The organism is Anaerorudis cellulosivorans (assembly GCF_025943985.1).
In the GTDB taxonomy this organism is placed as follows: Bacteria; Bacteroidota; Bacteroidia; order Bacteroidales; family Dysgonomonadaceae; genus Anaerorudis; species Anaerorudis cellulosivorans.
In genome coordinates this window covers 151,735-175,145 of sequence record NZ_JAPCWE010000005.1, presented here as the reverse complement: position 1 = coordinate 175,145, position 23,411 = coordinate 151,735, and the positions used below count along the sequence as shown (strand labels likewise).

The window sequence follows — 23,411 nt, the reverse complement described above, 5'->3', positions numbered from 1 at the left end:
ATGAAAATAAAACTTTTTACAGCTAAGAAATTTTGGTTGAGCATTGTAATTTTATTGTTTTCGCTGCCGAATTTTGCCCAACTTCGTTTACCTAAACTGGTGAGCGACGGAATGATTTTGCAGCGGGATGTAAAGCTCAACATTTGGGGATGGGCAAAAAGTAACGAAGCGATTACGATTGATTTTAAGGGAAAAACATATCACACGGTAGCCAATGCTGCAGGCGAATGGAAAATCATATTACCGGAGCAAAAAGCCGGCGGACCTTTTGAAATGCAAGTGAAAAGCGGAAAGGAAAAAATTACGCTTCACGATATTTTGATTGGTGACGTTTGGTTTGCGTCAGGACAATCGAACATGGAACTGCCGATGCGGCGCGTAGCTCCGATTTATGAAGATGAAATCAAAACGTCGAAATGTACTTTTATACGCCAATTTTTTGTCCCGCAACGATACAATTTCAAGCAGCCGGAAAAAGATTTATCAACCGGTCAATGGATATCCGCCGATCCCGAAACAGTGCTCGATTTTTCGGCCGTAGCTTATTTTTTTGCCAGAAATATTTACGAAAAATATAAAATACCTGTCGGCATTATCAATGCGAGTTTGGGTGGATCGCCCATTCAGTCGTGGATGAGCGAAGAGGCTTTAAAGGAATTTCCTTCCTATTATCAGGAAGCCCAACGATTCAAAAACGACGATCTCATTCGTGAAATCGAACAAAAAGACAACGAACGAATTGCAGAATGGTATCGCAATCTTCGACAAAACGACGAAGGATTTCAAAAAGATTTGCCGTGGTTTGTGCCCAATATCGATACTTCTGATTGGTTAACAATGAATATTCCGGGTTATTGGTCGAATAAATATCCCGAAATTCAAAATGGGTCGGTTTGGTTTCGCAAAAAAGTGGAAATACCTTCTCGTTTGGCCGGGAAACCGGCAAAACTGATTTTGGGAAGAATTGTTGATGCCGATTCGGTTTATTTGAACGGAAAATTTGTAGGAACAACAAGTTATCAATATCCACCACGTCGATATGAAGTTCCGGCAAATTTACTGAGAGAAGATGAAAACGAAATCGTGGTAAGGATTATCAGCAACATGGGGAAAGGTGGATTCGTTCCCGATAAACTGTATGCCTTAATTATCGACAACGATACGATCGATTTAAGCGGCGAATGGAAAATGAAGCAGGGAGCCAAAATGCAGCCACTCGCCGGCCAAACTTTCGTGCGCTGGGAGCCGGTAGGTTTGCACAATGCAATGGTAGCTCCGGTTACCCCTTATCGTATCAAAGGTTTTCTGTGGTATCAAGGAGAAGCGAATGCCGACAAACCTTACGAATATCGTCTGTTGCTTCCGAAACTCATTGAAAACTGGAGAGTTGAATGGAATCAGGGAGAGCTGCCTTTCCTGTTTGTGCAATTACCCAATTACGGACCGCCTGTTAGTGAACCGTCAGAAAGCAACTGGGCTGTTCTGCGCGAATCGCAGCTGATGACGTTGAAGAAAGTGCCAAAAACAGGGATGGCAGTCGCTATTGATTTGGGCGAGTGGAACGACATTCACCCGTTGAGAAAAAAGGACATTGGCGACAGATTAGCACTCCTGGCTCAAAAAATTGCTTATGGCGAAAAAAACTTAGTAAGTTCAGGTCCTCTATACACTTCGATGGAAGTGAAAGGCAATGTGATTTGGATTGATTTCACGGAAATCGGTAGCGGATTAATAGCTAAAGGAAATTTACCACTCAAAGAATTTGCTATTGCCGGAGCCAACAAAAAATTCGTTTGGGCAAATGCCGAAATTGTGGGGAACAGCGTGAAAGTTTGGAGCGACAAAATTGAAAAACCGGTGGCAGTGAGATATGCATGGGCAGATAATCCTGAAAATGCCAATCTTTACAACAAGGAAAATTTGCCCGCTTCACCTTTCAGAACGGATAATTGGTAAATAAGAAAATGATTAATTAACCCTATAAAAATGAAGTAATGAATACAGCTACACAAAAAGTTCCTTGGTATGAAAAAGTGGGATACAGTCTGGGAGATGGGGCTGCCAATCTGGTTTTTCAGATGACAATGATGTTTCAGTTGTTTTTTTATACCGATGTGTTCGGTATAAAAGCTACTGCAGCCGGAATGATTTTACTGATAGCCCGTGTTTTTGATGCGTTTGTCGATCCGATCGTGGGCATTTTGTCCGATCGCACCAACACCCGATGGGGCAAGTATCGCCCGTGGATATTATGGACAGCGTTGCCATTTGCCATCTTTTTTGTTCTGGCTTTTACCACTCCCGATCTTTCGGAACGCGGAAAAATTTTATATGCAGGAATCACGTATGTTCTGTTGATGTCGATTTATTCGTTCAATAATACACCGTATTCTTCGTTAGGCGGTGTAATGACCGGCGATATCAAAGAACGCACGAGCATTTCCACTTATCGTTTTGTTACTGCTACTATAGCTACTTTTATTGTTCAGGGATTGACTTTGCCTCTTGTGACAAAATTCGGTCAGGGCGATCCCCAAAAAGGCTGGCTATTAACCGTTTCTCTTTTTGCAGTCATTGTGGTTGTTCTGTTTGTAATCACGTTTTTTACCACAAAAGAACGGATTGAGCCGCCGGTAAATCAGAAAACTTCCATCAAGCAGGATTTAAAAGATATTCTTCGTAACAGGCCGTGGAAAGCCATGTTTGTGCTTACCCTCTTTTTATTTATCACCTTAGCCATGTGGGGAAGCAGCATGTCCTATTATTTTAATTATGTGGTGGATAAAGATGCTCTTTTTGTGTTCCTTAGCAAGGTGGGTTTAATCAGTGAAGCAGGAGAAAGCTATGGTGCAGGACATCAGTTTTTGGATGCTTTCGGATTGATAGCACATGATAACAGCGATGTTTTTGCAGTAGGTTTCAGTTTATTCAATATGATCGGACAAATCATAACGTTACTGGGTGTGATCTTGTTATCCCGTTTTCTTTCCAATATCTTTGGTAAGCGCAACGTGTTTATTGTCTGTTTGGCATTGACGGCATTATTCACCTCTCTTTTCTATGTGGTCTCACCTAAAAATATTGAGTCCATTTTTGTCATCAATATCTTAAAAAGCCTTGCTTACGCACCAACCATTCCGTTGCTTTGGGCGATGATGGGGGATGTGGCCGATCATTCCGAATGGGTGAATCACCGTCGTGCAACGGGTTTTGTTTTTGCGGGTATCGTATTTGCCTTGAAAGCAGGTCTTGGTGTTGGAGGCGCCATTTGCGGTTCCATTATTGATGCATTTGGATTTGTACCCAATCAAATTCAAACTGATTCTGCTGTTTTTGGGATTAAACTTTCAGCTAGTCTTATTCCTGCATTTACGTTTTTTATAGGGGTTTGTGCGCTTTTTTTCTATCCGATTTCAAAAAAATTGAATGAACGTATTCAGGCAGAATTGGAAGAAAGAAGAAAAAATAAATCGTAATCATTTTATATATATTAATAAATTCTAAAGCATATTTTTATGAGGATCAAATCATTTTATTTAGGAGTTGTGTTTTTTTCCTTTGTTTTGTTTTCTAATTGCCAAACAAAAGAGAGTAAACCCAATATGTCTCTTAAAGAGGCTTTGAAAGATAAGTTTTTAATAGGTGTCGCTCTTAATGCCGATCAAATAACAGGAAGGGATACTGCCGGAATCAGGGTTGTCGAGCAGCACTTTAATTCGATTACACCTGAAAATTGTATGAAAAGCGAATCTCTTCAGCCGCAGGAAGGAAAATTTGATTTTGCCTTAGCCGATCAATTTGTCGATTTTGGTGAAAAGAACAACATGTTTATCGTTGGACATACGCTTATTTGGCATTCTCAGGCCCCGGCGTGGTTTTTTGTGGATGAAAACGGTAAGGATGTTTCACGGGAAGTGTTGATTGAACGAATGAAAAACCATATTACTACCGTTGTTGGTCGATACAAGGGTCGAGTACACGGTTGGGATGTGGTAAACGAAGCTATAGAGGATGACGGCTCTTTCAGAAAAAGTAAATTCTATCAGATTATCGGGGAAGATTTTATCCGGTTGGCTTTTGAGTTTGCTCATGAAGCCGATCCCGATGCCGAATTGTATTACAACGATTATTCGATGGCTAAAAAAGAAAAACGCGAAGGCGTTATAAAAATGGTAAGGAATCTTCAGTCACAGGGAGTTAAAATTGATGGTATCGGTATGCAGGGACACATGACCATGGATTTTCCGGCGATTGAGGATTTTGAAGAAAGTTTGTTGGCTTTTGCCGATTTGGGGGTCAAAGTGATGATTACCGAATTCGATCTTTCGGCATTGCCTTCACCAAAAAGAGATGCCGGAGCCGATCTTTCCTTGGATTATACGTACAATAAAAGTTTGAATCCTTATCCGGACGGTTTACCGGCTGATGTGTATGAGAAGTGGCATAACCGTTGTCTCGATTTTTTCCGTCTTTTTCTCAACCATCACGATAAAATAGACAGGGTAACGGTTTGGGGGGTTAACGATGGACAATCGTGGAGAAATTATTGGCCGGTCAGAGGCAGAACCGATTATCCCTTATTGTTTGACCGGAATCATCAACCTAAACCTATTGTTGAAGCAATTATAAAAGAAGCTATGACAATCAATTGATTATAGCGATAAATAAACCAACATAAAAAGAACAAAAATGGCAAAAATGAGATATTTGGTAAACGATTTATATACGGCTGACCCTTCGGCACACGTATTCAACGGTAAGATTTATATTTACCCTTCACACGATATTGACGCAGGAATTCCGGAAAATGATAATGGTGATCATTTCGCTATGCGCGACTATCATGTTTTTTCCATGGATGATATTGACGGAGAGGTTATTGATCATGGAGTAGTACTCGATATTAAGGATATTCCATGGGCGGGTCGACAATTATGGGCGCCTGATGTTGCGTATAAAAACGGAAAATACTACCTTTACTTCCCGCTGAAAGACAAAACGGATATTTTCAGGATTGGGGTGGCGGTAAGCGATAAACCTGAAGGTCCGTTTGTTCCTCAAAGCGATCCCATAAAAGGAAGTTACAGCATCGATCCTGCCGTTTTGGATGACGGTGACGGCAACTTTTACATGTATTTCGGCGGATTGTGGGGTGGACAACTCCAGCGTTATCGCAACAACAAAGCCATTGAATGCGGCCATGAACCTGCCGATGATGAACCTGCTTTGTGTGCCCGAGTGGTAAAACTCACCGACGATATGCCGGAATTTGCCGAAGAACCTCGTGATGTTCTTATACTTGATGAGAAGGGCGAACCGTTGAAAGCTGGCGATCATAAGCGCCGATTTTTCGAAGCATCCTGGATGCATAAATACAACGGGAAGTATTATTTTTCGTATTCCACAGGCAACACGCATTTGCTATGTTATGCCATAGGTGATAATCCGTACGGACCGTTTACTTATCAAGGTGTGATTTTGACGCCTGTGGTGGGATGGACTACCCATCATTCTATAGTAGAATTTCGGGGGAAATGGTACCTTTTCCATCACGACAGTGTGCCTTCCGGAGGGAAAACATGGCTTAGGAGTATGAAAGTGGTAGAATTGGAATACAATGAAGACGGCACCATTAAAACCATTAATGGGGGAAGGGATGATTTTTAGTCCCCGGTTGATTGTGTTACAATGCGTTATTTTAGAGTGCTCCAAACAAATTCCTGATTTTAATGCATAATTTTAAATATTTTGGTTGTGAAAAGGACGAATTATAGGACATATTTTATTATTATTATTTTTTCGCTTGCTTTTTTTCGATGCAGCAAGCCTGTAGAGCCTTATTTGAACACGAAGTTGTCGTTTGAAGAACGAGCAGCGGATCTGTTGTCGCGACTCACCCTGGAAGAAAAAGTGAGTTTGATGCGCTACGATTCGCCGGCCATAGAGCGGCTGGGGATACCGGCCTACAACTGGTGGAATGAGTGCCTGCACGGCGTTGCCCGTTCGGGTTTGGCCACCGTTTTTCCTCAGGCGATAGGGATGGCGGCCATGTGGGATACGGACGAGATGTTCGCTATTGCCACAGCCATCTCCGACGAAGCACGTGCCAAACATCACGATTACGCGTCGAAAGGCAAGCGGGGAATTTATCAGGGGTTGACGTTCTGGACACCCAACATCAACATTTTTCGCGATCCGCGCTGGGGAAGGGGAATGGAGACCTACGGGGAAGATCCGTTTTTAACGGCCGAGATGGCTATTCCTTTTATTAAAGGGGTGCAGGGTGACGATCCGAAATACCTGAAGCTGGTGGCTACGGCGAAACATTTTGCCGTTCACAGCGGGCCTGAAGCCGTGAGGCATTCGTTCGATGTTTATCCGAACGATTACGATCTGGCCGAGACTTATTTCCCTCATTTCAAGCGCAGTATTCGTGAAGCGGATGTCTATTCCGTGATGTGTGCCTATCAGCGTTTCAGGGGGGAGCCCTGTTGCGGAGACAAGTATTTGGAAGATCTGTTGCGCAATAAATGGGGACTGAAGGGTTACATCGTTTCGGACTGTGGTGCCATCAGCGATTTTTACCGCGAAAATGCCCATCATATAGTGGATACGCCCGAAGAGGCGGCAGCCAAAGCAGTGAAGGCCGGGACGGATTTGAATTGCGGCGATACCTATTATCCGCATCTGATTGAAGCCGTTAATAAAGGACTGATCACCGAAGAAGAGATCGACACGTCGGTAAAGCGGTTGTTGTTGGCAAGAATGAAACTGGGCATGTTCGATCCCGAAAAAGAAGTGAAGTATGCACAAATCCCCATTGACGTGGTGGATTGCGAAAAACACCGGCTATTGGCTTTGGAATCCGCCCGTAAATCGATGGTGTTGCTCAAGAACGAAAACGATGTTTTGCCGTTTTCAAAAGACGTTAAGAAGATTGCCGTCATCGGGCCCAATGCCGATAACGATGAAATATTGCTGGGAAATTACAACGGATATCCTTCTGTCCGCATTACGCCGTTAAAAGGGATAAGGGAAAAATTGCCCGATGCCGAAGTGAAATATGCTCAAGGGTGCCGGTTAGCCGAAGGGCTGCCTTATTTGGAGGTGATTCCGGCAGACTGTTTTTATACCGACGAGACACGGAAAACGAAAGGATTGACGGCCGAATATTTCGACAATGCCAACTTGGAGGGAACGCCCAAACATACCCGCATCGACGATCGTATCGATTTCGAATGGTGGACTACCCCTCCTTTTTCCGATATGTCATACGAACGGTTTTCCGTACGTTGGAAAGGTGTTCTTGTGCCATCGGTAAGTGGGGAATATGCCTTGGGTGGAGAAGCTTTCAGCGGTTTTAAACTCACGCTGGACGGAAAAATAGTAGCTTCCGGGGAAAGCGGGCATCACGCCAAAAAAGGATACGAACGGGTCACCCTCGATAAAGGCAAGTCTTATACGATCGAAGTGGAATATATTCAAAACGATACCGAATATCCGCATGTGCGTATTTTGTGGGAAGTACCCGGCAAGAATCTCAAACAGGAAGCCGTCGATCTGGCAAAGGCTTCCGATGTGGTTGTGCTGTGTATGGGATTAAGTCCGTCGCTCGAAGGAGAGGAAATGAACATTGCAATCGACGGTTTTTACAAGGGCGACCGCACCGACATCAAATTACCGCCGGTTCAAACCGAATTGATGCAGGAAATCGTGAAACTCGGTAAGCCGACCGTTTTGGTTTTGCTCAACGGCAGTGCGTTGGCAGTGAATTGGGAGAGCAAAAATATTCCCGCCATTCTTGAGGCTTGGTATCCCGGACAGGCGGGTGGAACAGCCATAGCCGACGTGATTTTCGGCGATTACAATCCGGCAGGGCGATTGCCCGTGACGTTTTACAAAAGCATCGATCAACTTCCGCCTTTCGAGGATTATGACATGAAAGGCAAAACGTATCGTTATTTTGAAGGCGATCCGTTGTATGAATTTGGTTACGGATTGAGTTATACCACTTTCAAGTACAATTTCGAGCGTATTCCGTCCTCTGTTGAAGCAGGTGAAAATATTCCCCTGACAGTAACTGTGACCAATACGGGAGACAAAGATGGAGACGAGGTCGTTCAGCTGTATGTTTCCTTGCCCGACAGTAAATTGAAAAAGCCCATTCGCTCGTTGGAGGGTTTTAAGCGTATTCATTTAAAGGCAGGCGAAACGCGGAAGGTTGAATTTGTGTTGCAACCCCATCAGTTTGCAGCACGCAACGAGGAAAACATTCCGCTGGTGGAGGCCGGAAGGGTTTCTATTTCGGTCGGAGGTAAACAGCCTGACGAAAAATCGCTTGCTTCGGGTGCGGTCGTTCAAACAAGTGTGGAGGTTAATGGCGAAAGATTTTACATAAACGATTGATATTTTCATTCTTCTTGATAATGAAAAAGTGTTGGAGATGGTTTGGCAAGAAAGATCCGATTACGTTGGACATGCTCAGGCAGATTGGTGTGGAAGGTATCGTTACTGCGCTGCATGATGTACCCAATGGGCAAGTATGGCCGACGGACATAATTCGGGAGGTTAAACGATATATCGCATCTTATGGATTGCATTGGTCTGTTGTTGAAAGTTTGCCAGTAGTGGAATCCATTAAATACAGAGGAAAAGATCGGGATAGGTGGATCGACAATTACAATGCGAGTTTGAAACATCTCGGACAGGCAGGTATAACCACGGTTTGCTACAATTTTATGCCCGTGATCGACTGGGTACGTACCGATTTGCATAAAATATTGCCTGATGGCACCCAAACGCTCTATTTCGATAAAATCAAGTTTGCCTATTTCGATTGTAAGATTTTAAAGAGAAAAGATGCGGAAAAGGAGTATACTCCGGAAGAGATGGATAAGGTGAACGCATTGGACAGGGTGATTACCGAAAAAGAGAAAAACGAACTTATCGATACCATTATCGTAAAAACCCAGGGATTTATCAACCGAAGTATCGTTAACGGCGATGAGGATCCGGTTGAAGCTTTCAGGAAACTGCTGGATTTGTATGAAAACGTTGACGAAACAAAGCTTCGCGAAAATTTGAAGTATTTCCTGCAAGCGGTGATTCCCGTGGCAGAAAAATACGGGGTACGAATGTGCATTCATCCCGATGATCCGCCATTTCCCGTATTCGGTTTGCCGAGAATCGTTAGCGACAAGGATGATATTCGGTGGATTTTGGATGCCGTGGAAAGTCCGTCCAACGGTTTTACGTTTTGTGCCGGATCGTTGAGTGCCGGTATTCAGAATGATGTGGCAGACTTGGCAAGAAATTTTGCGAAGCAGTCTTTTTTTGTACATTTGCGAAGTACGGAAATTGCGGGAAATGGCGATTTTATCGAAGCATCCCATCTTGGAGGAAGGGCCAATTTGATTGAAGTGATCCGGATTTTCGAAAAAGAGAACCCCGCTGTTCCCATGCGGGTTGATCATGGAAAACTCATGCTCAACGATATTGAAAAAGCATATAATCCCGGGTATTCTTTTCTGGGAAGAATGGTCGCTTTGGCGCAGATTGAGGGGATGATGGCCGTTGTACGCAACGAAATCGAGACAGGGATATATTGAAAATAAAATTCATAAATTCATAAATTCATAAAATCATAAGTATGTATTTATTGGGATACGACATAGGGAGCTCTTCGGTGAAGGCTTGTTTGGTGGAAGCCGAAAGCGGAAAGATTGCGGCATCGGATTATTCGCCCAAGACGGAGATGCCGATTTATGCTGAACGGCCGGGGTGGGCAGAGCAGGATCCGGAGATGTGGTGGGAACACCTCAAGCAAGCCCATCATGCGGTGATGAGGAAATCGGGGGTTAGGGCCGAAGAGATCAAGGCCATCGGCATCTCGTGGCAGATGCACGGGTTGGTGTTGGTTGACAAGAACCGGAAGGTGCTTCGTCCGTCCATTATTTGGTGCGACAGTCGGGCGGTTCCTTATGGCGAAAAGGCATTCGAGGCAATAGGCCGCGAGAGGGCATTGTCGCATCTGCTGAATTCGCCGGGCAACTTCACGGCATCTAAACTTGCCTGGGTAAAGGAGAACGAGCCGGAGATCTACCGTCGGATCTACAAAATCATGCTTCCCGGAGATTATATCGCGATGAAGCTTACCGGCACCATCGGCATGACGATTGAAGGCTTGTCGGAAGGGATCTTCTGGGATTTCAAGGAAAACCGGATCTCGGAAGATGTGATGAACTATTTCGGTTTCGATTACGCGCTGCTGCCCGATATCGTTCCGATATTCGGAACGCAAGGCACCGTTTCTGCCGTGGCTGCGGCGGAGCTGGGACTGAAAGCGGGTACGCCCGTAAGTTACCGTGCCGGTGATCAGCCCAACAACGCCGTTTCGCTCAATGTATTTAATCCGGGAGAAATTGCCTCAACGGCAGGAACTTCCGGGGTAGTTTATGGCGTGTTGGGAGAAGTTAATTACGACCCGCTTTCGCGCGTAAACACGTTTGCGCATGTGAACCATACCCCCGAAGAGCCGCGACTCGGCGTCTTGTTGTGCATCAACGGTACGGGGATTCTCAATTCGTGGCTCAAACGGAACATGATGCGCGAGGGTTTTTCTTACAACGACATGAACGCCTTGGCTGCGCAATCCGCCATCGGGGCAAAAGGACTTACGGTGATTCCTTTCGGAAACGGAGCGGAACGCATTCTGCAAAACAAAGATATCGGCTGCTCTTTTCACGGTATCAATTTCAATATCCATTCCGTTGCCGACCTTTTGAGAGCTTCGCAGGAAGGTATCGTTTTTTCGTTCAAGTACGGCACGGAAATCATGGAATCCATGGGCATGGACATCACGATGATACGGGCAGGCAACGCCAACATGTTCCTCAGTCCGGTTTTCCGGGAGACGCTGGCAGGTGTCACCGAGGCTGTCATCGAGCTGTACGATACCGACGGTGCGGCAGGTGCGGCCAAAGCGGCAGGCATAGGTGCGGGGATATATGCATCGCACGAAGAGGCGTTTGCATCGTTGCAGAAAATCATGACGGTAGAGCCCAACACAAAAAACCGGTTGCAATACCAATCGGCCTATGAACAGTGGAAGAGCCGTCTGACTTCGGAAATCGGATAAAAACAACATAATATACACCATACATTCACTTACTTAAAACAATAAAAACATGGAAGAAAAAAAAGAATTTTTTCCCGGTATAGGGAAAATCAAGTTTGAAGGAAAAGAAAGCAAAAACCCTTTCTCTTTTCGTTATTATGATGCGGAAAAAGAAGTTTACGGTCGCAAGATGAAAGATTGGTTCAAATTTTCGATGGCCTACTGGCATACATTGTGTGCCGAAGGTACCGATCCGTTTGGTGGACCGACAAAAAATTTTCCGTGGAACGAAGGGGCAGATCCGATAGAGCGGGCAAAAAACAAAATGGATGCTGCTTTCGAGTTCATGCAAAAAATCGGGATCGAATATTTTTGCTTTCACGATATCGACCTGGTAGACGAAGGGGATTCGCTCGGGGAATACGAATCGAACCTAAAACAAATGGTATCCTACGCCAAGGAGAAGATGGCTCAAACAGGAATCAAGTTGTTGTGGGGAACGGCCAACGTTTTCGGCCACAAACGTTACATGAACGGCGCCGCCACCAATCCCAATTTTGAGAGTGTGGCTTATGCCGCCACGCAAATCAAAAATGCGTTGGATGCCACCATCGCGCTGGGAGGCGAAAATTACGTGTTCTGGGGAGGCAGAGAAGGCTACATGAGTCTGCTGAATACCGACATGAAACGCGAAAAGGAACATCTGGCCATGATGTTGACCCTGGCGCGCGATTATGCCCGCTCGAAGGGTTTCAAAGGAACTTTCCTCATCGAGCCGAAACCCATGGAGCCGACCAAACACCAGTACGATGTGGATGCCGAAACGGTCATCGGTTTTCTTCGTGCACATAATCTCGATAAGGATTTCAAACTGAACATCGAGGTCAATCACGCCACGTTGGCCGGCCATACGTTTGAACATGAATTGCAGTGTGCTGCGGATGCCGGTATGTTGGGTTCGATAGATGCCAACCGGGGCGATTATCAGAACGGATGGGATACCGACCAGTTCCCGATAGACGTGTACGAGTTGACGCAGGCGATGCTGGTCATCTTGCGTAATGGCGGTTTGCAGGGCGGCGGTACGAATTTCGACGCCAAAACCCGGCGCAATTCCACCGATTTGGATGACATCTTCATTGCGCACATAGCGGGGATGGATGTTTTCGCACGGGCGTTGGAAGCTGCCGCCGCCATACTCGAAAAGTCGCCTTATCTCGAGATGCTCAAGGATCGGTATGCTTCTTTCGACAGCGGAAAAGGGAAAGCGTTCGAAGAAGGGAAACTTTCGTTGGAAGATTTGCGCGCTTATGCACTTTCGATGGGCAGGGAGCCGGCACAGATCAGCGGAAAACAGGAGCTTTACGAAGCCATTGTAAACATGTACATATAAAAGGGTGAAACATAACGGATGCTCGGTCGGTTGCTTGAAAAACCGGCCGGGTTTCCTTTATTTATTACGGGTAAAAAATGACAAAACAATACAACGCATCATACATTTTCGCGATAACGCTGGTAGCCACGTTGGGCGGATTGCTTTTCGGATATGACACAGCCGTTATTTCGGGAGCCGAAAAATCGCTTCAGGCCTATCTTGTCGAGCCGTTGGGATTAAGCGCACTGGTACATGGGGCGACAGTGTCGAGCGCCTTGATCGGATGTATCATTGGAGGGATATTGTCCGGTTTTTTTTCCAACCGATTGGGACGTCGCAAGACCCTACTTCTGGCATCCGCCCTGTTTTTTATATCGGCTTTGGGATCGGGATATCCCGAAACCCTGTTTTTTCCCAAAGGCGAACCTTCGGTCGGTTTGCTGATCACTTTCAATATCTACCGCATTTTGGGCGGTATCGGCGTAGGGTTGGCATCGGCCGTTTCGCCCATGTATATCAGCGAGATTTCTCCTGCTGCAATTCGCGGTCGGTTGGTATCGTTCAACCAGTTTGCCATCATTTTCGGCATGCTGGTTGTCTATTTCGTAAACTGGGAAATAGCCCGAGGTCAGTCGATAGAGTGGATCAATGCCATTGGTTGGCGCAGGATGTTTGCCTCTGAGGCCATTCCTGCATCACTGTTCGGAATATTGTTGTTGTTTGTTCCTGAAACACCTCGCTATCTGGCGCTGATGCATCAGGACGAAAAAGCCCTGTCGGTACTTACGAAAATCAACAGGAGTGAAGAAACCGCCCGTCGTATACTGAACGAGATTAAACAGACGGTCGACCATTCGATCAAGTCAAGTGTATTCTCTTACGGCAAGAAGATCATTATCATCGGAATCCTGCTGTCGGTATTCCAGCAGTTTGTCGGCATCAACGTGGCCTTGTATTACGCCCCGCGTATTTTCGAGAGCATGGGAGCGGCCAAGGACGCATCGATGCTTCAAACGGTTATTATGGGTTTCGTGAATGTCGTTTTCACTGTAGTAGCTATCCTCACGGTGGATAAATGGGGTAGAAAGCCCCTTCTGATAACCGGATCGATAGGGATGGCCGTAGGTATGTTTGCAATCTCTGCCTTGGCGTTCAACAACATCATCGGCATCAGCACGCTGGTCTTCATCATCATCTATACGGCATCGTTCATGATGTCGTGGGGACCGATCTGTTGGGTGTTGATTTCCGAAATCTTTCCCAATAAAATAAGGGGACAAGCGGTAGCCATTGCCGTCGCCTTTCAATGGTTTGCCAACTACCTGATTTCATCGACCTATCCGGCCATGATGGAATTCAGTCCGGGCTTTACGTATGCCTTCTACGGCGTGATGTCCGTTTTGTCGGCCCTGTTTGTTTGGAAAATGGTGCCCGAAACGAAAGGGAAATCGCTGGAAGAGATGGAGCTTTTGTGGGTTAAGGACAAGAAAGTACAATGAAAGTCGCAAACCCGCTAAAAAAAGTAATAACGAATTGCAACTGTCGCATCTCGAAACCGGGAAGTTCGCGAATTCGCTAAAAAAGAAAAGGAATCGAATTATTCATTTGAACATCCTTTTTTTGATCCAATCGAATATACCGGATAGGTAAAATTTGGGTGATACCCTATGAATGATAAAGGCAAATAGTTTATTTTTAACTATTTGCCTTTATAGATTGTTGTCCTACCAGGATTCGAACCTGGACTGGCTGAACCAAAATCAGATGTGCTACCGTTACACCATAGGACAATCCTTATGTGCTTCGTGAAAAGCAGTGCAAAAGTAGGATAACCTTTGCTAATTTGCAAATTTCTTTGCCATTTTTTTATTTTGTAGAATCAACCTGCAAGTGCAAAACAAACACCTTCTCCGTACCAAGGCTGCACCAACTCCGCACCAAGGCTGCACCTTCCTCGCTCCATGCTTGCATCAGGCTTGCGTCATCCTCGCACAAAGTCCGTTCCGCCTCCGCATGAGAATCCCGCTCTACATGCGGCATACGCGCAGGTTTGCTTTACACAAATACCACGAAATCCGATGTTGTCTTCCCTGCCTTGAAGCGAAGAAAGAGCGAACAAGGAGCGAAGGAAGAGCGAAGAAACTGCAATAAGCAGCATGCAGTATAATACCATAGGGAAGTGGATATTTAAGGCCATTCAGCTTCGCTTTATCGGGTTTAACTCCTTTACTTCGATATCGAAATAGTAGCGTTTGATTTTAGCATGAAATTCACGTATCAGTTTCAGTCCGAAATGCGCAGTCAAGAAGAAGAGTTATTCGGTTTTCTTGCTCAACAGGTAACGAATGAGGACTTCGCTTTTTTCTTTTTCGAGCTTCAGGCGTTCGATTTCGAGCAGAAGAGATGAGAGTTCGTACGATTGAGCGATGGCTTCTTTTTCGTTGGTCGACATGCGTTTCGATAGCGTTCGTTTGCCAATGAAATGCACCGTAATGGGGTGGTCTTTGAAGGTATAAACAAATTGGGCCACGCCGTTTTCATTCTTTCCGCTGTAGCGCACAATCTCGTAACTTGCGGTAAGGGTGCTGAAACGGTAATTCAGTCCTTCAGCCGTGACGGGAAGGGTTTCGGCATATTCGCCTTCGGGGAGGCTGACTCTGATGTGGTTGTGATGGATATTGCCGCCAACAACAACACTTTCGAGGTAAAGGTTGCCTTTTTCCTGCACACCCGATCGTACGGTGTTTTGCCGCAGGGTTTGGCTTAGCGGATAGATTTTGGGAATGTAATCGCCAAACTCCTGATATTCTTTATCGCGAACGTAATCGAATTTCAGCAGCAAGACTTTCAACGAATCGTAGTTGACCTGAAGCATGGAATCGCAGAAGGCAATGTTGCGCCGGTTTTCGGCCAACCGCACATCCTGCATCAACGCCAAGCCGGCTTTGATCTCTTTAAAAGCTTTCGGATATTTTATTTTTATGCTGTCAATCTGTATTTTAGCCAAATCATAATTGCCTTCTTCATAAGCCTGTTGAGCGGCAGTAAGATAGTCTTTGGCCGTTTTTTCTTTATGTTGCGAACAGGAAACGATCAAAAAAAATCCGAGAAAGACGGGACAAAAAACGGCTGCAATTCGAAATTTGATGCTCGGATTGGACGATGTTCTCTTTTTCTCTGTCATATTTCGTATCGTATAGTGAACAAATTTACGAATATATCGGCATTGAAAAAGGGTATTTAAGTTGCATTTATCTAATTTCACAAATAACAACAAAGAAATCGGCGAAGCACAGTATTTCTTAAAAACCCAAAAAATGAGAGGCAAGCGAAAAATAGATCACGATGCCGAGGATATCGGCAATGGAGGTAATCAGCGGAGCGCTGGCCGTTGCAGGGTCGAGTTTCAGTTTTGTGAAAATAAACGGCAACAGCAAGCCGATCAAACTGCCAATCATCACAACCGAAACCATGGTAAGGGCAACGATATAAATAATTTCGGGTGATCGGAATTTAGCTATCGCCGCGACACCGATGGCCATTGTGATTCCCAGTAGAAAGGAAACGATAAATTCTTTTCCTACCAACTTGTACCCATCTTTCAAGTGGACATCGCCTGTGGCAAGCGAACGAATCATGAGCGATGCCGTTTGCGATCCAGCATTTCCTGCACTGTCGATGATGAGGGGAAGAAAAAATACGAGCGAAACCACCGATTGAATCACACTCTCGAAACTCGAAAGAACTGCTCCGGAAAAGAGGTTTACGAAAAGGAGCGCCGCCAGCCAAAAAATGCGTTCACGGAACAAATGAAAGGTTGAAGCTTTGAGTGGATTGATGATGGGCTCTTGCAACGAACCGAATTTGTGGAAATCTTCGGTAGATTCTTCTTCAACAACGTCCATAATGTCGTCAAACGTAACAATGCCAAGCAGAATTCCATCGGCGTTTACGACAGGCAACGAGACCCGGTCGTAATCTTTGAAAACACGTATGGCCATTTCCTGATCGTCCATCGCGTTGAGTGCCACAAAACGATGATCCATGAGTTCGGAAACGGTTTGCTCGGGCGAAGCCAGAATGATATCTTTGATGTGAATGTCGTCCAGCAATTTCCAGTTTTTGTCTACAACATAAATGCTGTCGATGGTTTCGCAATCCTTGCCATATTGCCGGATGTGTGCAAAAACTTGTTCGATGGTGAAATCGGGTTTAACCGCAACGTATTCGGGCGTCATCAATCGTCCGATGCTGTTCTCGGGATAACCAAGCAGCTGCATGGCAATTTTTCTTTCCTCGTCAGACAAGAGTTGGATGAGGTGCTGCGTAACTTTACCCGGCAATTCTTCAAAGAAGGCTGTCCTGTCGTCCGGTTCGAGATCGTTAAGCAAATCGGAGAGTTTATGGATATGTTGGGCCAACCCTTCAATGATGTGTTCTTGGTTTTCGTGCGACAGGTGCCGAAAGGTTTCTTTGGCCTGTTCTCTGTTGAGAAGACGAAACAAAATAACATCTTCGCCTTCGGGAAGGTCGTTGATGAATTGGGCTATTTCGTGCGGATTGAATTGATTTAACGATTGTTTCAGAGCCTTCCAATCTTTGTTTTTTATTAAATCGCGGAAGGAGCGTTTGAAGTTCACCATAATGTATGCCTCCTTACTTTTTTTGCTGTAAAGAGGCATTGATACCCTCCTTACAGAAGTGTGAATACGTAAAAACTGCCGGGATGAGGGTCGTCGTCCATTGTATATTTGTTTTTTCTATATTTTTTCCTGTGCAAATATAGCCATTATTTTTACGGAAATAAAATTGCCGCAATTATGGCACCTCTAAGATTTATTGTAATTTTGCAAGCGGTTACAAATTACAATCCGTCATTTTTATGGATATCCCTTACGAAGAAATCGAGAGACATCTGAACCGGCCTGTTTTCAAACTTGTTTCGCAAGCTGCCGACGAAATCAATATGGAGTGTTATGTGATAGGAGGATATGTTCGCGATATTTTTCTTCACAGACCGTCGAAAGATATCGATTTTGTGGCTGTCGGGAACGGAATAGCGTTGGCTAAAGCCGTAGCAAAAAAAATGGGTAGACAATCGAAAGTGAATATTTACCGAAATTTTGGCACGGCACAAGTGAAATACAAGGGATATGATCTGGAGTTTGTGGGAGCGCGAAAAGAATCGTACAACCACGATTCGCGCAAGCCCATTGTGGAAGACGGCACCCTGGAAGATGACCTGAAACGGCGGGATTTTACGATTAATGCGTTGGCTTTGTGTCTCAACAGCAACCGATATGGAGAATTGGTAGATTATTTCGACGGGTTGCAAGACTTGGAAAACGGCATTATCCGTTCGCCTCTCGATCCGAATATCACGTTTAGCGACGATCCGTTGCGTATGATGCGTGCCATCAGGTTTGCTTCGCAGTTGGGTTTCGATATCTACCCCGAAACATTCGATGCCATTACGGCCAATAAAGAGCGCATTACCATTGTTTCTGCCGAACGTATTACCGATGAGCTGAACAAGATTCTTCTTTCGCCGAAGCCGTCGGTAGGATTTGTGTTGCAGGAAAAGACAGGTTTGTTGGATCTTATTTTTCCCGAGCTGGCAGCCTTGAAAGGGGTGGAAAATCGCGACGGCATACAGCATAAAGATAATTTTTATCACACGCTTGCCGTGTTGGATAATATTGCGCGCAAAAGCGATAATTTATGGTTGCGGTGGGCTGCTTTGCTGCATGATATCGGCAAACCGGCTACCAAACGGTGGGATTATCATGTGGGGTGGACATTTCATAACCACAATCATGTGGGCGGAAAAATGGTGCCAAAAATTTTTCGGCGCATGCGTTTGCCGTTGAACGAAAAAATGAAATATGTGCAAAAGATGGTGATTTTGCACATGCGGCCGATGCAGTTGGTAGACGATCAGGTAACCGATTCGGCATTGCGCCGACTGCTTTTTGATGCCGGTGACGATATCGACGATCTGATGATGCTGTGCGAGGCTGATGTCACCACGAAAAATCCCGAAAAGGCGCGTCTTTACCTTCGGAATTTTGCAATGGTAAGAAATAAGCTCAAAGAGATTGAAGAAAAGGACCGGATACGGAATTTTCAACCTCCTGTGAATGGAAACGAAATCATGGAGACGTTCGGATTGAGTCCCGGAAAAGAGGTGGGAATATTGAAGTCGGCCATCAAGGAAGCCATCCTTGACGGAAAAATACCTAACGAACACGATGCGGCTTATCGCTTTATGCTGGAGAAAGCAAAAGAAATGGGATTGAAACCTCGTCAATAAGCAAGCATATTCAGATTATTTAGGGAATACATTCGTTTTATTGCCAATATTTTTTTGTTACTTTGCAAAATATTCGGGTAAATGGCTAATTTGCCCTGTATACACTTATCAACCCGTTTTTTGCCGCCGGATAATTATGACGAAAAAATACCGAGTAAACAAAGCAAGATTTTTTAATGCAAAGCTCACCTCCATCATCAGCATTACGTTGGTTTTGGTGTTGTTGGGGCTTACCATACTTACGTTGTTTGCCGGAAAACGGTTATCGGAATTCGTGAAAGAAAATGTGAGTTTCAGCGTTATGCTGGATTACGATGTCACGGATGCACAAATAGCGGAAACCAAAAAACGATTGGATAACATGCCTTTTGTGAAATCGTCACGCTTTATCAGTAAAGAAGAAGCAAAAGAGCTGTTGATTAAAGATTTGGGTGAAGATCCCGAAGAGTTGCTGGGCTATAACCCGGCGCAGGATTGTATCGAGATTTTTTTGAAATCGGAATATGCCAACACGGATAGTCTGGCCAAGGTGAGCAAAATCATCAAGGCGGAAAGCACCATCGACGATTTGTTGTATCAGCAGGAAGCCATTGATTTGATAAATAATAATTTATCTAAAGTCACGGCATTGTTGCTGATTTTGTCGGCTGTGTTGCTTTTTATCTCTTTTACGCTGATTCGCAACACCATACGTTTAAGTATTTATGCCAAACGGTTTCTGATTCACACCATGAAACTGGTGGGAGCAGTGGACGGGTTCATCCGAAAACCGTTTATTAAAGATCATATGATAATGGGTTTTTTTGCCGGCTTGTTGGCCGACGGTATCATTTTTGGAATTTTGTCTTATTTTGGCACGGAATATGCTGATTTGAAAACAATCATAACAACAAACGATATGATGCTGCTCTTTGGAGCCGTCCTCGTGTTGGGATTAGTTATCACAGGGTTGGCAGCCTTTTTTTCGGTAAACCATTATTTGAAAATGGATACCGACAGTTTGTATTACGTTTAAACGATATATAGCAATATCTTGCTCTGATTAAAAAAATATGGCACAAAAAAATTTTGCATTAAGTAAAACCAATCTCCTCATCTGCGGAATAGCCGTAGCAATCATTGTTCTTGGATTTTTGTTGATGGTGGGGCCGGGAACGACGGCAGAAACCGGTTTCAATCCGGATATTTTCAGTGCGCGACGCATTAAAATAGCGCCGATGGTTTGCCTGGCCGGTTTCCTTTTGATGATTGTGGGGATTCTCTATCCTTCCAAAACAAAAAAAGAGGAAGAAAAAAAAGTAAAATAATTTATCCCTTTTATCGGTTATAATGAGTGTTATAGAGGCAATTATTATCGCTGTGGTGGAAGGTCTCACCGAGTTTCTTCCGGTTTCGTCCACAGGACATATGATTATCACCCAGGCATTGCTGGGTATAGAAAGCACCCCTTTCGTGAAGGCTTTCACGGTCGTGATTCAATTTGGCGCCATTTTGTCGGTAGTGGTTCTTTACCGGCAACGTTTTTTCAGGCTGAACCCTGTTCCGTCGGAAATCATCGATGTAAAAGAGGACCACAGGGTTGCGGAAAAGGCAGAAAAGCAAAAGGTAAGTTCTACCGCAATCGCAGGTGTGCAACGGTTGTTTTATAAATTCGATTTTTACCTGAAACTGCTCATAGCACTTGTTCCCGCCGGGATATTGGGGCTGTTGTTGGGCGATCAGATCGATTTGTTGCTGGAAAATGTGCTGGTGGTTGCGACGATGCTCGTTGCGGGAGGTATTGTGATGCTTTTCGTCGATAAATGGTTTAACAGACCCTCTCCCGATCAGACGATGACGTGGCAGCGGGCACTGAAAATCGGGTGTTTTCAGTGTATTGCCATGATACCGGGGGTTTCCCGTTCGTTTGCTACTATCGTGGGCGGGATGAGTGTGAAATTGGACCGAAAAAATGCAGCCGAATTTTCTTTTTTCCTTGCGGTTCCAACAATGGCTGCAGCAGCCGGTTACAAGCTTTATCGATTGATGAAAGATCCGGCGAGTATGGCCATGCTGCACGATCATTTGATATTGTTGTTGATCGGAAATGTGGTTGCTTTTCTTGTTGCCTTGATTGCCATTAAATTTTTTATCGATTTCATTACCCGACATGGATTTAAAGCATTCGGGTATTATAGGATCATCATTGGAGGATTAATGCTGATTCTGTTGGGTACAGGTACAATTTCAAATGTGATTTGATGGATTTTATTGAGGGAGAAATTTTATACATCGATAAACCGTTGCATTGGACATCGTTTAAAGTAGTGAGCGTTGTTCGTGCCAAAATTTGCAGCAGGTTAAAAATCAAAAAGTTGAAAGTCGGGCATACCGGCACGTTGGATCCGTTGGCAAGTGGGGTGATAGTGGTTTGCACAGGAAAAAAAACGAAGGAAATAGAACGGCTTCAGGCGCAAACAAAAGAATATGTGGCCACCATTCGATTGGGTGCCACAACGCCATCGTTCGATTTGGAAACGCCGGTCGATACAATGTATCCTACTCACCATATCACAGAGGAGATGGTGAACGATGTGCTGAAAAAATTTGTCGGCCAAATCGAACAGGTTCCGCCTGCCTATTCGGCATGTAAAATCGAAGGGGAAAGGGCATATAAATTGGCCCGAAAAAACGAAGATATTGAACTAAAACCCAAGTTATTGGTTATAGATAAAGTGGAATTGCTGGCTTGCGAATTACCGACAATAACCATACGAGTGGTTTGCAGCAAAGGCACCTATATAAGGGCACTGGCCAGAGATATCGGTAGAGAATTGGGTTCGGGCGCACACCTTACCGCGTTGGTTCGCACAAGGGTGGGGGGGGCGACGCTTGACGAATGTTTGCAGGTTAGCGAGCTGGATCGCTTTTTTGATGAACACATACGTGATAAATTTTGTTAATTATAATTGTTAGTGTAATATGAAACTTTCTCAATTCAAATTTAATCTTCCTGAGGAGCTTATAGCTAAATATCCTGTTGCTCATCGCGATGAATCGCGGCTGATGGTTGTGCACCGAAAATCGGATGAAATCGAACATACGACTTTCAAAAACATATTGGATTATTTTGGAGAGAAGGATTTTTTTATTTTTAACGATACAAAAGTTTTCCCGGCAAGATTGTTCGGGAACAAGGAAAAAACAGGAGCGCAGATCGAGGTGTTTCTGTTGAGAGAACTTAACCCCGAACAACACTTGTGGGATGTGTTGGTAAATCCGGCACGAAAAATACGCATCGGAAACAAATTATATTTTGGCGAAAATGAAGAACTCGTTGCAGAAGTAATCGATAATACGACGTCACGTGGACGTACCCTTCGGTTTTTGTATGACGGGCCGCATGACGAATTCAAGAAATTGCTTTATTCTGTTGGGGAGATGCCGATTCCCGAATACATGGGGCGGCGTGCGGAACCGGAAGATGAAGAGCGTTTTCAGACCGTCTTTGCCGAAAAAGAAGGGGCCGTTGTGGCTCCTGCTGCCGGACTGCATTTCAGTCGCGAATTGCTGAAACGGATGGAGATCAAAGGGATCGATTACGGATTCCTTACCCTGCATTGCGGATTGGGTATTTATCGGGATATTGAAGTGGAAGATCTTACCAAGCATAAAATCGATTCCGAATTCATGATCATTCCCGAAGAATTGTGCGAAAGGGTAAATGAAGCATACGACGAAGGTCATCGGATATGTGCGGTAGGTACTTCTGTGATGAGGGCTATTGAAACGGGTGTGAGCACCGACGGACACTTGAAGCCGAGAGAGGGATGGACCAATAAATTTATTTTTCCTCCATATGAATTTACCTTTCCTTCGGCATTTATTACGAATTTTCATTTGCCTTATTCTACGTTATTGATGACAGCTTGTGCTTTTGGTGGTTACGAAAAGGTGATGGATGCATATGATGTGGCTGTTAAAGAAAAATATCGTTTTGGCGCTTACGGCGATGCCATGTTGATTATCGACTAATGACAAGGGTGAAAAAATGGCGTATCGTATTTTTTTGGGTTTAGGATCGAATTTGGGCGATAAAGAAAAAAATATAGAAGAGGCGTATAGAAGGATAGAAGAGCGGATTGGGAAAATCGTTTCCAAATCCGCTTTTTATGTAACCCGGCCTGAAGGGTTTCTATCGGAAAATTGGTTTGTGAATACTGTATGCGAAGTGGTATCGGATATGCCGGTTGATGAGGTATTCGCAATAACGCAAACCATTGAGAAACAGTTGGGTAGAACAAAAAAAAGCGAGAACGGTAATTATGCCGACAGGGTGATCGATATCGATATGCTGATGGTGGATGACAGTATAATAGATACACCGGAATTAACAGTACCGCATCCGCGGATGCATTTGCGCAGGTTCGTTCTTGTTCCTTTTGCCGAAATTGCTCCCGATGTTGTTCATCCGGTCTTTAAGCAATCCATTCGTGATTTGCTTGAGCAATTGCCTCAATAAAATCATTCATGCTTTGTCGATAAATTCAGGCCTTAAATCATGGGTATAAGGAAAAAAATCACCACTTTTGTAATGAAGAATTCCATTTTTTGTGTGTGCTATTAAA

General features: G+C 44.6%; 18 protein-coding genes and 1 tRNA gene. 16 read left to right on the top strand and 3 right to left on the bottom strand.

What is annotated here, in order from left to right:
- The 9 genes from OLM34_RS04400 to xylE all read left to right on the top strand — a co-directional run bounded on the left by OLM34_RS04400 (window position 1) and on the right by xylE (window position 13,990).
- Window positions 1-1,956 (top strand): sialate O-acetylesterase, encoded by a 1,956-nt coding sequence (locus OLM34_RS04400; RefSeq protein ID WP_264405501.1) that lies wholly within the window; start codon window positions 1-3, stop codon window positions 1,954-1,956.
- Between the two features lie 38 nt (window positions 1,957-1,994).
- Entirely contained in the window at window positions 1,995-3,476 is a 1,482-nt protein-coding gene (locus OLM34_RS04395) for an MFS transporter (RefSeq protein WP_264405500.1), read from the top strand.
- A 126-nt stretch (window positions 3,477-3,602) separates the two neighbouring features.
- Entirely contained in the window at window positions 3,603-4,652 is a 1,050-nt protein-coding gene (locus OLM34_RS04390; protein ID WP_264405498.1) for an endo-1,4-beta-xylanase, read from the top strand.
- Between the two features lie 37 nt (window positions 4,653-4,689).
- On the top strand, window positions 4,690-5,667 hold the full coding sequence (locus OLM34_RS04385; protein WP_264405497.1) for a glycoside hydrolase family 43 protein: 978 nt from the start codon (window positions 4,690-4,692) through the stop codon (window positions 5,665-5,667).
- 87 nt (window positions 5,668-5,754) lie between these two features.
- Window positions 5,755-8,406 (top strand): glycoside hydrolase family 3 C-terminal domain-containing protein, encoded by a 2,652-nt coding sequence (locus OLM34_RS04380; RefSeq protein ID WP_264405495.1) that lies wholly within the window; start codon window positions 5,755-5,757, stop codon window positions 8,404-8,406.
- Window positions 8,407-8,426: 20 nt separating this feature from the next.
- Complete coding sequence (uxuA, locus tag OLM34_RS04375) at window positions 8,427-9,608, top strand: mannonate dehydratase (RefSeq protein WP_264405493.1); 1,182 nt, start codon at window positions 8,427-8,429, stop codon at window positions 9,606-9,608.
- A 41-nt stretch (window positions 9,609-9,649) separates the two neighbouring features.
- Entirely contained in the window at window positions 9,650-11,137 is a 1,488-nt protein-coding gene (locus OLM34_RS04370; RefSeq protein WP_264405492.1) for a xylulokinase, read from the top strand.
- 49 nt (window positions 11,138-11,186) lie between these two features.
- Window positions 11,187-12,509: a xylose isomerase gene (xylA, locus tag OLM34_RS04365; protein ID WP_264405490.1), complete on the top strand. Its 1,323-nt coding sequence runs from the start codon at window positions 11,187-11,189 to the stop codon at window positions 12,507-12,509.
- A 77-nt stretch (window positions 12,510-12,586) separates the two neighbouring features.
- Entirely contained in the window at window positions 12,587-13,990 is a 1,404-nt protein-coding gene (gene xylE / locus OLM34_RS04360) for a D-xylose transporter XylE (protein WP_264405488.1), read from the top strand.
- A gap of 220 nt (window positions 13,991-14,210) precedes the next feature.
- Here the strand turns inward: xylE and OLM34_RS04355 are convergent.
- From OLM34_RS04355 to mgtE, 3 genes are all read right to left on the bottom strand, one after another.
- Window positions 14,211-14,281: transfer RNA gene (locus tag OLM34_RS04355), tRNA-Gln, on the bottom strand.
- 524 nt (window positions 14,282-14,805) lie between these two features.
- Entirely contained in the window at window positions 14,806-15,675 is an 870-nt protein-coding gene (locus OLM34_RS04350; protein ID WP_264405487.1) for an outer membrane protein assembly factor BamD, read from the bottom strand.
- A gap of 118 nt (window positions 15,676-15,793) precedes the next feature.
- The gene (mgtE, locus tag OLM34_RS04345; RefSeq protein WP_264405486.1) at window positions 15,794-17,173 is read right to left on the bottom strand and encodes a magnesium transporter; all 1,380 of its coding nucleotides are present in this window, start codon (window positions 17,171-17,173) and stop codon (window positions 15,794-15,796) included.
- Window positions 17,174-17,373: 200 nt separating this feature from the next.
- Between mgtE and OLM34_RS04340 the strand changes: the two genes are divergently transcribed.
- The 7 genes from OLM34_RS04340 (at window position 17,374) to folK (ending at window position 23,305) form a co-directional block, all read left to right on the top strand.
- Window positions 17,374-18,804 carry a CCA tRNA nucleotidyltransferase gene (locus OLM34_RS04340; protein ID WP_264405484.1) on the top strand — a complete coding sequence of 477 codons (1,431 nt, stop codon included), beginning with the start codon at window positions 17,374-17,376 and terminating at the stop codon, window positions 18,802-18,804.
- Window positions 18,805-18,940: 136 nt separating this feature from the next.
- Window positions 18,941-19,819: a cell division protein FtsX gene (locus OLM34_RS04335; protein ID WP_264405483.1), complete on the top strand. Its 879-nt coding sequence runs from the start codon at window positions 18,941-18,943 to the stop codon at window positions 19,817-19,819.
- A gap of 37 nt (window positions 19,820-19,856) precedes the next feature.
- On the top strand, window positions 19,857-20,111 hold the full coding sequence (locus OLM34_RS04330; protein ID WP_264405481.1) for a DUF3098 domain-containing protein: 255 nt from the start codon (window positions 19,857-19,859) through the stop codon (window positions 20,109-20,111).
- Between the two features lie 22 nt (window positions 20,112-20,133).
- Complete coding sequence (locus OLM34_RS04325) at window positions 20,134-21,045, top strand: undecaprenyl-diphosphate phosphatase (RefSeq protein WP_264405479.1); 912 nt, start codon at window positions 20,134-20,136, stop codon at window positions 21,043-21,045.
- Window positions 21,045-21,746, top strand: a complete 702-nt coding sequence (truB, locus tag OLM34_RS04320; RefSeq protein WP_264405478.1) for a tRNA pseudouridine(55) synthase TruB — start codon at window positions 21,045-21,047, stop codon at window positions 21,744-21,746. The genes OLM34_RS04325 and truB overlap by 1 nt, the downstream gene beginning before the upstream one ends.
- 19 nt (window positions 21,747-21,765) lie before the next feature.
- On the top strand, window positions 21,766-22,818 hold the full coding sequence (gene queA, locus OLM34_RS04315) for a tRNA preQ1(34) S-adenosylmethionine ribosyltransferase-isomerase QueA (RefSeq protein ID WP_264405477.1): 1,053 nt from the start codon (window positions 21,766-21,768) through the stop codon (window positions 22,816-22,818).
- A gap of 16 nt (window positions 22,819-22,834) precedes the next feature.
- A complete protein-coding gene (gene folK / locus OLM34_RS04310; protein ID WP_264405476.1) occupies window positions 22,835-23,305 on the top strand; it encodes a 2-amino-4-hydroxy-6-hydroxymethyldihydropteridine diphosphokinase in 471 nt (156 codons plus the stop codon).
- Window positions 23,306-23,411: the final 106 nt, after the last annotated feature.